The organism is Candidatus Marinimicrobia bacterium CG08_land_8_20_14_0_20_45_22, from assembly GCA_002774355.1.
GTDB lineage: Bacteria > Fidelibacterota > UBA2242 > UBA2242 > UBA2242 > 0-14-0-20-45-22.
Window position 1 is genome coordinate 1 of sequence record PEYN01000099.1, and the last position, 11223, is coordinate 11223.

General features: G+C 46.3%; 9 protein-coding genes. 6 read left to right on the forward strand and 3 right to left on the reverse strand.

The features are described 5' to 3' along the window. From COT43_05975 to COT43_05985, 3 genes are all read right to left on the reverse strand, one after another. Positions 1-823, reverse strand: an 823-nt coding sequence (locus COT43_05975) for an FAD-binding oxidoreductase (GenBank protein ID PIS28625.1), incomplete at its 3' end; no start/stop codon positions are given. A gap of 12 nt (positions 824-835) precedes the next feature. Continuing rightward, on the reverse strand, positions 836-1846 hold the full coding sequence (locus tag COT43_05980) for an electron transfer flavoprotein subunit alpha (protein PIS28626.1): 1011 nt from the start codon (positions 1844-1846) through the stop codon (positions 836-838). Positions 1847-1856: 10 nt separating this feature from the next. Next, the gene (locus COT43_05985) at positions 1857-2654 is read right to left on the reverse strand and encodes an electron transfer flavoprotein subunit beta (GenBank protein ID PIS28627.1); all 798 of its coding nucleotides are present in this window, start codon (positions 2652-2654) and stop codon (positions 1857-1859) included. 449 nt (positions 2655-3103) lie between these two features. On the opposite strand from COT43_05985, the gene COT43_05990 reads away from it, so the two are divergent. The 6 genes from COT43_05990 to COT43_06015 form a co-directional block, all read left to right on the forward strand. Further along, the gene (locus tag COT43_05990; GenBank protein PIS28628.1) at positions 3104-4072 is read left to right on the forward strand and encodes a glucokinase; all 969 of its coding nucleotides are present in this window, start codon (positions 3104-3106) and stop codon (positions 4070-4072) included. A gap of 111 nt (positions 4073-4183) precedes the next feature. Then, positions 4184-5506, forward strand: coding sequence for a hypothetical protein (locus COT43_05995; protein PIS28629.1), 1323 nt, complete (start codon positions 4184-4186; stop codon positions 5504-5506). 12 nt (positions 5507-5518) lie between these two features. Further along, complete coding sequence (locus tag COT43_06000) at positions 5519-6994, forward strand: histidine kinase (protein PIS28630.1); 1476 nt, start codon at positions 5519-5521, stop codon at positions 6992-6994. Between the two features lie 40 nt (positions 6995-7034). Continuing rightward, complete coding sequence (locus COT43_06005; GenBank protein ID PIS28631.1) at positions 7035-8474, forward strand: sigma-54-dependent Fis family transcriptional regulator; 1440 nt, start codon at positions 7035-7037, stop codon at positions 8472-8474. A 187-nt stretch (positions 8475-8661) separates the two neighbouring features. Next, on the forward strand, positions 8662-10284 hold the full coding sequence (locus tag COT43_06010) for a sodium transporter (protein ID PIS28632.1): 1623 nt from the start codon (positions 8662-8664) through the stop codon (positions 10282-10284). Between the two features lie 31 nt (positions 10285-10315). After that, on the forward strand, positions 10316-11223 hold a 908-nt coding region (locus tag COT43_06015), incomplete at its 3' end, for a beta-glucosidase (GenBank protein ID PIS28633.1).

The window sequence follows — 11223 nt, forward strand, 5'->3', positions numbered from 1 at the left end:
ATTTGTACGAAGTCTGGAACGAGAGTTTGTCCATGAACTCGATGGAAGTTGGGATGACGTGTCCCATCGTCATGATCGTCGGGACGATGCGAATAGCGGATTCGGCGTCTTTGAACATGACGAGCAGATCGATCTTTTCCGTTGGAAGCGGAAGCAGTTTGATGTAAATCTTGGTGAAGATTCCGAGTGTGCCTTCCGAACCGACCATCAGTTTAATAAAGTCGTAACCGACGACGTTTTTCGACAATTTACCGCCGAGATGTATAATTTCACCTTCGGGCGTGACGACTTCAAGACCGATGATGTAACGATCGGTGACGCCATATTTGACCGCGCGTCCGCCGCCCGCATTTTCGGCGACATTTCCGCCGATGAAGCAACTCTCGACGCTCATGGGGTAGCCGGCGAAGAACAATCCGTAGGCTTTCAGTTTCTCGTTGATTTCGTTCGTCACGACGCCCGGTTCCACGACGACGACAAGATTTTCCTTGTCTATTTCCAAGATTTCGTTCATGCGTTCCAGCGAGAGAGAAATCCCACCGTGGAGCGGCACCGCGCCGCCCGAAAGTCCGCTTCCCGCGCCGCGCGGCGTGACCGGGATATTTTCACGGTTCGCCAACTTCATGATTTTGGAGATTTCCTCAGCAGTTCGTGGCTTGACGACGGCTTCCGGCATGTGCGCGTAATGCTTTTCGGCGACTTCGTCATGTGAATAGGGTTCCATTTTATCTGGTTCGCCGAAGATGACGTACTTCGCGCCGACAATGGATTTGAGTTCATCAACGATTGGTGGATTGATCAAATTATACGTGTAATGAGACATAATAAACCTCCGCTAAAGAGACTTTTGTTGTTTCAATGCTTTCAGTTTGCCGATGAGAACCGGCAAAATTTCAAACAGGTCGGCGGCGATTCCGTAATTCGCGACCTGAAAAATTTGCGCATCCGGATCACTGTTAATGGCAATGATATTTTCCGCAGTTTTGATTCCCGCGAGATGTTGGACCGAACCGGAAATCGCGATGGCGATATAGAGTTTCGGACTGACGGTTTTGCCGCTCAATCCAACTTGATGTGGATAGGTTGCCCAGCCGAGATCAACCGCGTCGCGCGAGGCGCCAACTGCGGCGCCGAAAATGCCGGCGAGTTCGTGAATCATTTGGAAATTGTCACTTTTCTTGAAGCCTTTTCCGCCGGCGATAATGATTTCAGCATCCTGAATGCTTCCGCCTTCTTCAATATTCGCTTTGAAGCCAAGTCGTTTGACGCGGCTCTTCAGCAGATTTGGATCGATACTTTCGTAAATAATTTCGCCGGTGTGAGTGGTATCTGCCGGAAGTGGTTTATTCGAGTGCGGGCGAACCGTTGCCATTTCTGGTCGGCACGTTGGCGTTTTGATTGTTGCCAAAATGTTTCCGCCGATCGCCGGGCGCGTCTGGATGAGACAACCGGTTCCGTTTTCGATGTCAAGATCGGTGCAGTCCGCAGTTAATCCGGTATTGCATTTGACGGCGAGCGCGGGCATGACGGTTCGTCCCGTCGTTGTGGCGCTGGCAATCAGAATTTCAGGTTGATATCGTTGGATTAAACAAAGAAAAGTGTTTACATAGGGTTCCGGAAGAAAGTGCTCCAGCGAGGGACTTTCGACGACGATAACACGGTCGGCTCCCCGGTGGATCAATTCCTGCAAACCTTCTGTGTTAATTTGTTTGCCGAGCATGATCGCGACGAGTTTGACGCCGCGTTTATCCGCCAACGCGCGTCCGCGCTTTAGGAGTTCGTACGAAACGAGTTTGACTTTGCCATCTTCCTGTTCGCCGAGAATCCAAACATCTGTATATGACATTTTTAGTTCCTTAAATGATTTCTTTGGATTGGAGATAATTGATGAGCCCATCGACGGCGATTTCGATCTCGTGCTCGTCTTTCGGCTGGACGACTTCGCCGTTCCGTGCAACCTGCGGGGTCGAGATTTTAACAACACGGGTCGGTGAACCTTGAAGACCGAGATTTTCCGTCAATGCATCAATTTCGGTCGGGCCCCAGACTTCTAATATCATTTTCTTCGCTCTCAGGTTGCCGCGCAGAGTCGGTAGTCGGGGATAATTCAGTTCCTTGACGACGGTGAGCAAGCAGGGAAGCGCGATTTCCAGCGTTTCGTAGCCGGATTCGACCATACGTTCGACGATGAGACTTTCCGGACGAATTTCAACGATGGCGCTGATGTATGTTGCGAATGGAATGTCTAACCATGCGGCGATTCCTGGACCGACTTGACCGGTGTCGCCGTCGGTGGCGCGTTCGCCGCAGAGAATCAGGTCAAAATTTCCAAGTTTCCGGATCGCTTGAGAAATGACGTAAGAAGTTGCCCACGTATCGGCTCCCGCAAAGGCTTTATTGCTCAGTAAAATGCCGGTATCGCAACCCATGGCGATGGCTTCTTTAATTGCCAGTTCCGCTTTCGGAGGGCCCATCGATAACACGGTTGACATTCCGCCTTGTGTATCGCGGATTTGGATAGCCGCTTCGATAGCGTATAGATCGAGCGGGTTGATAATCGACTCGACACCTTCGCGCACCATTGTTCCGGTGACGGCATCCATTTTCACGTTGCTGGTTTCCGGAACCTGCTTGATCGGCACAATAATATTCACCCAATTCTCCTTCTATTTGAGATAAATCCGGTTATCTGGTGAAAAATCGTTTCAAAGACCGGATGTCGTGTAAAGTCATCAATTCTCTTTTTTATCGGGAAGTTTGGACTTCATGCCTTCGACCAGTTCTTTGACTTCGTCGAATTTCGATCGAATTTTTTTGATCAACTCCACGTCCGTATCGCGAACGTTCTCCGTTTCCAGATTGTCCATGAATCTCCATCTCCGTATTTACTTGTCCTGTTTACATTCTATTGTGTTAAAACAGTATGAAATTTTATCAACTAACGGGCAGTAATTTAAAAATTTCGACAGGATAAAAAAGCGAAAATCCGCTATTGTCGTAAAGACGGCATTTTGAAAAACCGGTGGCGCCAATTAAGTTTGGTATTATTTTTTGACGAAACAGGAATTGCAATGAAAATTGTAAACAACCGAAAGGAAAACAGATGAGTGGAATCAAGATCGTAGTCGGCGTGGATATTGGAGGAACAAATACTGGATTCGGTCTGGTTGAGCCAAGCGGAAAAATACTTGCAAAAGGCGCGATGCCGACCCATGCGGAACAGCCTGCCGAAGACTTTTTTCGGAGGCTTTTTGAGGAAATTGATTTGCTCTTTCGTGAAAATCCCGAACGGTTCGAAGTGTGTGGTGTCGGAATCGGTGCTCCGAATGCCAATTACTATACTGGCAGGATTGAGAATCCACCGAATTTGAGTTGGAAAGTCGTCGATGTCGTTGCAATCGTGAAAAAATATTTAGACGTTCCGGTCGCTCTCACGAACGACGCCAATGCGGCGGCGCTTGGCGAAATGCAGTTCGGGAATGCGCGCGGCATGAAAAATTTTGTCGAGATCACACTTGGAACCGGTCTCGGAAGCGGAATCATTGTCAATGGCGAACTCGTCTATGGACACGACGGCTTTGCGGGTGAAATGGGACATCTGATGATCGAACGAGACGGTCGCGCCTGTGGTTGCGGCAAGCGCGGCTGTTTTGAAGCCTATGTGTCAGCAACGGGACTTGCAAGAACTGCCATCGAATTATTGGTAACGGAAACCGACAAAAGTTCGCTTAGGGCGATCCCAACTCAACAAATTACCTCAAAATCGGTCTATGAAGCCGCAATTTCCGGCGACGTGATCGCTCAAAAAGCATTTGAAATTACCGGTAGATTGCTTGGAGAAACGCTTGCTAACACCGTCGAATATCTCAGTCCGGAAGCGATTTTCCTGTTTGGAGGAATGGCGGCGGCTGGCGATTTGATCTTTAAACCGGCGAAGGAACACATGGAGAAAAACCTGTTGCCAATTTTCAGGAATAAGGTCAAAATCCTTCCTTCTGGGTTAGCGGAAAATGAAGCGGCGATTCTCGGAGCCGGGGCGCTGATCTGGCACGAACTGAGCAAAAACGTCTGAAGGTTTTTGAATTGTTATCATTTTGATAAGTGCCTGTTGCAATACTAAATTTATGGAAGTATATTCTGTTGATATGAAATCTTACGACCTGATTGTCAGACTAATTATGAAATGAATAAAACAAATCTTAGCGGGAAATATGTACTTTTTTTTACCTTGTTCACTTTATCTTTGGTTTTGGTTTTGATTTTTAATCTATTTACAATGAATCGGCAAAATAACCGCCTGAAAGAACCGACGAAGATCTATTTTGTTGATAATATGTCTTCGGCGCATTTGGAAATCATTCGCCGCTTCAACGAAAAAAACAAAAACGAGATCGAGATCGTTCCAATTAATCTTCCTTTCACCAAGTTTTCGACGAATGAACGGAAAGAACTGATTGCCCGGTCATTGAGAGATCGCGATAGCCGTATCGATATCTTTGCCGTTGATCAGATTTGGGCGCCGCGTTTTGCGAAATGGGGTGAACCGCTGGCGAAATATTTTTCACAAAAAAATCTCTCTAATCTGATTCGTCCGGCGCTTTCGACCTGTTATTTCAATCAAATGCTTGTTGGGGTTCCGCTCTACATAGATTTGGGCGTTTTGTATTACCGGCGCGATCTTCTGAGGAGGTTCACGGACGAAAAACACTTTGAGGCGAGATTGAAGCAATCAATAACGTGGGAAGAAATGATCGAACTGTCACGAAAATATGGCGTTGATGGGAATTTCTACCTATTTCAAGGCGATAGTTATGAAGGGCTAATCTGCAACTATTTCGAGATTTTCTTTGCTTTGGGCGGAAACATTCATAATGGAAATATGCTTCGTTTCAATACCAAAGAAGGGCGAAAAAGCGCCGCGTTTATGGTGGACTTGATTCACAAATATCGTTTATCTCCAATTGAAGTGACGACATTTAACGAGCAGGATTCTTATTTCTGGGCGCTCAAACATGACGCGCCATTTTTCAGAGGCTGGTCGAGTTTTTTAAAAGATATGAAAGTTCCAGATTCCGATTCAGCCAAGGTTCAACTTCTCGGTATGGCCTGTTTGCCTCATTTCGACGGTCGGCAACCGGTCACGGTTTTCGGTGGCTGGAATCTGATGATTTCCAAACATTCGACAAAAAAAATGGAAGCGGTTAAATTTCTGGAGTTTGTTCTATCCAAAGAATCCCAAGAAACGCTTCTGCGCTACTCCGGATATCTGCCCATTCGTCAGGATATTTACGATGATCCGGAGATTCTGAAGGGATTTCCTTATCTCGTGGAAATCAAACAGATGATGCATTACGGCGTCCACCGACCTCCACTGGCGGATTATACCAAGATATCTGACATTTTATCGTTTCATCTTGGAAAAGCACTAAAGGGCGAGATAAACGTAAAGACCGCCTTGGAAGAGGTGGATAAAACCATCGAATCCAAGCAACATTTTATTAAATAAACTATACGATCGATGAACCGCGTTCTGAACCGATTGCAACGTTACCGATTTGAAGTCCGGCATTTTATCATTTTCTTTATCGTTCTGGCAACATTCCAGCTTTTTCTTTCGTATCTGCATAAAGTTTCCAGCCGGAACCTCATTGAACAGAGCATGAGCCTATACCGGAAAGATTCGGCGGTTCGCCTCGCTAATCTGACGACGACGTCGCTCGAACTTATCGTCGAACAGAGTCTCACGAATCCCGTTCAAACCAAAGCCAATTCACGAAAAATCATTCAGGTGTTCAACATCATCATGAATCAACAGACGCTTCAGCAGAATGTGGACCAACTATGCGTCGTTTTCAGTTTCGGCGGGAAGCCGTTCATCATCGATCAGGGCGAAGAACTTTATGCATTGTTATTTCACGACCAGATTCCGGATCAGAAACATAAATCAGTCTATGCCGAAGCGATCCGGCGTTACAGGGAAGCGAAGGATGAATTATTGCAGACTGAGCAGATCAATTGTACTTGGGACAATGTTCAATCGTTTCATGTGTTGGTTCCTTTTGTGCTGAGAGGCGAATTCGAAGGTGTCGTTTATATGAAGATATCGCCCGACCTGAGCAAGATTGTCCGGGAAATTTCAACCGTTTATGACGAGACAAGCATCGTTTTCACTGCGTTGATTTTGTTTGGTTTGTTGGCAATGTTTTACATTACGTCCTACACCGTCAAAGAACGCGATCATGCACAGGAACTTCTGTTTAAGGAACGGGAAGATCAGATCAAGAGCGACATCGAACACCAGAAAGAGGCGCTCTTCACCAAACGTATTTATCACGCGCATCACAAAGCGGAAAAGATCATGGGATTTATTAAGGAGGAAATCCGAAACTTGTCGGAAATGAACATCTCCGCCTTCAAACATGTCGCCACGAAATACTCGAATTTTATCTCACGGGTCATCTATGATATGAAGTGGTTTGAACCGCCGATCCATGCGACACGCAACCCGATTTTCAGTACGGATATCAATCAGGTGATTCATTTTTTAGTCGAATACGTTTTCCAGCGCGTCTATGAAAAAAACAGTGCCTGTGAGTTCAAACTCGAACTCGATCCGGCGCTTCCGCCGGTTCAGATCAACGAATATGTGATCTGGGAAATTCTCGAACCGCTGATTCAGAACTGTGTCGATCATAATCAGGGGCAAAATGTCATCATTACAATTCAAACGAAATATGAGCCGTCGGAAGAGCGTTCAACGATTCATATTCGCGATAATGGAAAAGGAATCGACTCGGATCTACTCGCTTTCAATGAAGAAAGTGTCCGGAAAATTTTTCTGGAAAATACGTCAACCCGGGAGAATAGTATCAACTCCGGATACGGTTGTTACATTGCTTATGAATTGAGTGTCAATCGCTGTGGTTGGTCGTTAGACGTTCAAAATGCGGAAACAGGCGGCGCCGTTGTCGTCATTACCGTTCCAAATGGATAATTCTAAACCTTAGTCGCATGAAGCCGATTGGAGAATCAAGATGATTAAAAATACCATCCGCCTGCTGTTAATCGAAGACGAAGCGTTTGATGTGCGGCGGATACAAAACACGCTCAAACCGTACGAGAGAATCATCATTTCGGATATCGTTTCCAGCGGGGGCGACGCGCTGAAACTGATCGCTCAAAATGATTATGATGTTGTGGTGATGGATTTTCAGATCGCGGGCGGCATTATGGGTGAGGAATTGATTCGGGAAATCCGGAAACTTAACGCCACGGTTCAGATTATCGCCATCACCAAGATGACGATTTACCAGACCAATTTTGACTTTGCGAACCGGCTAATCCGCGCTGGAGCATTTTGGTTTTGCACGAAGTATCCGGTCGATATTGAAAATTTTATCTATCAGCCGACGGACTTCATCCTGAGCATTGTCAATGCTTACGAAAAACGCCGGTTGGAAATCGACCGGGAACACTCGAAAAACAAGTTGAGTCGGACGGTCAGCGATATTTTATCGCGGAAAGTCATCATTGGTGTATCATCGGCAATTCAGGAACTTCGGGAGCAGATACGCAAATACGCCGATGCCAATGCAAATGTGTTGATCTACGGAAAATCCGGAACGGGTAAGGAACTTGTGGCGACGAATATTCACTATTTAAGCAGTCGCAAACTCGAGAACTTTGTGCCAATTAACTGCGGTGGCATTCCGCGTGAACTGATCGAAAGTGAATTGTTCGGATTCGAGAAAGGATCATTTACCGGTGCGCAAGACAGTCGGTCGGGTCTTTTTGAACAGGCGAACAATGGAACGATTTTTTTAGATGAAGTCAGTGAGTTCCCGCTCTCGGCGCAGTCAAAACTTCTGCGCGTTTTGCAGGACGGACAAATTGAAAAGATCGGTAGAAAACAACGTTACGAGGTCGATGTCCGCGTCATTTCCGCCACGAATAAAGACCTTGAGAAAATGGTCAGCGACAAGGAATTTCGCGAAGACCTTTTTTATCGGTTGAACGTACTTCAAATTTACGTCCCAACGCTTCAGGAACGACCGGAAGATATTCCGGTTCTCGCCGACCATTATCTCCGGCGGTACTGCCACGGTTTGGGGCGAGCGGTTCCGGAATTTGAGCCCGGTGTGATGGATGTGCTGACCGATTTTTCGTGGCCGGGAAACGTCCGGCAACTTCAGAATACGCTTCAACGTATGATTTTTCTCAGTAGCGAAGAATCTATCTCGAAGAAAACGGTATTGGTATCAATCGGTGCAAAAAATTTCCAACCGGATATGCGGGTAACCTATCGGTTTGATAAAAATCAAATCTTGCCGCTGACAGAAATCGAACGGCAGTTCCGGAAAAATTATATGCAGTTCGTTCGCGAAAATAGCAAAACGGATGCTGAGGCCGCTAAAAAACTTGGACTCGCTCCACCGAATTATTATCGTATTTCTAAGGAATTGGGAATGAAATGACAGAGATGAATCCACAAGACGTCTGGTCGTTTCTAAAATAATAACTCGTTCTTATCGTTTTGATAACCAAGTGGATGGTTTTTGTTGTGCCCGGCTAATCGAACACTCTGGATGCAATTTTAAATGTGGTTGGCTTAGTTGTTGCCATTTTTTTAAATGAGATGTATAACCGATCTACCCGGAGAAAATGTTGCTGAAATACCTGACGAATCTCGATGTTTTGTTGCTATTTTTGTATTTTGCAGGCACGATGCTTGTCGGGCTCTATTTTTCCCATAGGGAGCAGACGAGTTCTGATTATTTTTTAGCGGGTAGAAACGTCGGCTGGCTTGCTATCGGTTGTTCGCTGTTTGCGACGAATATTTCGAGCGAGCATTTCATTGGCTTGGCAGGTGCGGGAGCGAGTAGCGGTATGGCTGTCGGGCATTTTGAATGGATGGCGTGCTTTTTTGTTTTGCTTTTAGGTTGGGTATTTGCGCCACTGTATCTAAAATCTGGTGTTTATACAATGCCGGAATTTCTTGAACTTCGCTACAACCGTTCCTGCCGGATTTATCTGACGACAATCTCAATTATTGCTTACATCATGACCAAGATTTCCGTGACTCTTTATGCGGGCGGATTGCTTTTGAATCAAATTCTCGGTTGGGATATGGTGACGTCGGCTTGTGTGATGGTGATTCTGACGGGAATCTATACGATTGCGGGAGGCTTTGGGGCAGTGGTTTACACCGAAATTGTTCAAACGGTCGTTCTTATTAGTGGCGCATTGCTCCTGACTGTATTTGGATTAAATGAGGTCGGTGGATTATCCGGTTTGAAAACTGCATTGCCTGCCGATTTTTTCCAAATGTTCAAACCGGCGAGCCATCCGGATTTTCCGTGGACGGGAATTATTTTCGGCGCTCCGATCCTTGCTGTCTGGTATTGGTGCACCGATCAGGTGATTGTTCAGCGTGTGCTGAGCGCCCGGGATATCAATAATGCTCGGACTGGGACAATTCTTGCTGGATTTCTGAAAATATTGCCGGTTTTTCTGTTGATTTTGCCGGGCATGATTGCACTGGCGCTCTTTCCCGGAATCAAAGGTGATGAGGCGTATCCGACACTTGTAATTAGTCATTTATTGCCGTCGGGCGTGCGCGGTATTGTCATCGCCGGACTTCTGGCGGCGATGATGTCGTCGCTTTCCAGTACATTCAACAGCAGTTCGACGCTGATCACAATGGATCTCTACAAACAAATTCGTCCGATGGCAACGGAGCGCCAGCTTGTTCTCATGGGACGATTGGCGACAACACTTTTGGTTGTTATCGGCATACTTTGGATTCCGCTGATTCGAAGCATCAGCCCGCATTTGTTCATTTACCTTCAGAGTTTGCAGGCATATATCAGTCCGCCGATCGCCGCTGTTTTCTTATTTGGTATTTTGTGGAAACGTGCAAATGGGAAAGCGGCTTTTTCTGCGCTGATTATTGGTGCGGCGTTTGGCGCATTTCGCCTCGTTCTGGAGATCATTCTAAAGACCGGTATTTGGGATTCTGCCTTTTTACGTTGGTATGCCGGGATGAACTATCTGCATTTCGCCATTTTACTTTTTGCTATTTCCTCCGCGGTCATCGTTTTTGTAAGTCTGGTGACTGTTCGCGAAAAAGACAATAAACGGATTGCTTTTCTATCTTCCGGAAATTTGCACAGCAAACTGTTCAATTGTCGCGAGACGACGAATCCTTATTGGAATAAAATCAACATTGGTCTTTCAATCGTTTTGGCGTTGGCCGTTCTTTCGCTGTGGGGAATGTTTTTCTAAAATTGATATGAATTGATAAGAGGAGTCGATGATGAGAATTCTACGTACGATTTTCTGTGTCCTTTTTCCGGGTTTGCTTTTGTTTGCTGGAATGCCAAATAAATCCGAAATGGCAGTGGAAAAACGTGTCGCCGATTTGCTGTCCCGGATGACTCTCGAAGAGAAGATCGGACAGATGACACAGGTGGCGATTCAGGTCGTTTCCCGAACACGCGGAGATGAGAAGTGGAAACACGAACTCGATTCGGCCAAATTAGACGAGGCGATTACCCAATATCAGGTCGGCTCTATTTTAAATGTCTGGGATGCGGCACATTCGCTCGATTACTGGCGCGAAGTTATCACTCGGATTCAGGATGTTGCGACTCAGAAAACCCGCTTGAAAATTCCAATATTATACGGCATCGATGCAATTCATGGTGCGAATTATACGCTCGGCGCAACGATCTTTCCACAGAATCTGGCGATGGCGGCGACATGGAATCCGGAATTGGTAAGAAAATGCGCCGAAATTACGGCCGTCGAAGTTCTTGCTAGCGGAATTCCCTGGAATTTCAATCCGGTGCTCGATATAGGTCGCCAGCCATTATGGCCTCGTCTATTTGAAACGTTTGGCGAAGACGTTTATTTAGCAAAAACGCTCGGCGCGGAATATGTTAAGGGCAATCAGGGCGACGATCTTGCGAATCCAGAGCGCATCGCCGCCTGCGCCAAACATTATCTTGGGTACAGTTTTCCGCGAACCGGCAAAGACCGAACGCCTGCATGGATTTCCGACATCGATCTTCGCGAGTACTTTCTTCCTACATTCAAAGCCGCAATAGATGCGGGCATTGCGACGTTGATGGTGAACAGTTCCGAGATCAATGGAACTCCCGTTCATTCGTCCTATTACCTGTTGACGACTTTATTGAGAGACGAATTGGGCTTCAAAGGTGT

What these genes read in the sequence shown, in the direction of transcription:
- COT43_05990 (PIS28628.1), top strand. Translation starts at nt 3,104, where the DNA reads ATGAGTGGAATCAAGATCGTAGTCGGCGTGGATATTGGAGGAACAAAT.
- COT43_05995 (PIS28629.1), top strand. Translation starts at nt 4,184, where the DNA reads ATGAATAAAACAAATCTTAGCGGGAAATATGTACTTTTTTTTACCTTG.
- COT43_06005 (PIS28631.1), top strand. Translation starts at nt 7,035, where the DNA reads ATGATTAAAAATACCATCCGCCTGCTGTTAATCGAAGACGAAGCGTTT.
- COT43_06010 (PIS28632.1), top strand. Translation starts at nt 8,662, where the DNA reads ATGTTGCTGAAATACCTGACGAATCTCGATGTTTTGTTGCTATTTTTG.
- COT43_06000 (PIS28630.1), top strand. Translation starts at nt 5,519, where the DNA reads ATGAACCGCGTTCTGAACCGATTGCAACGTTACCGATTTGAAGTCCGG.
- COT43_05980 (PIS28626.1), bottom strand. Translation starts at nt 1,846, where the DNA reads ATGTCATATACAGATGTTTGGATTCTCGGCGAACAGGAAGATGGCAAA.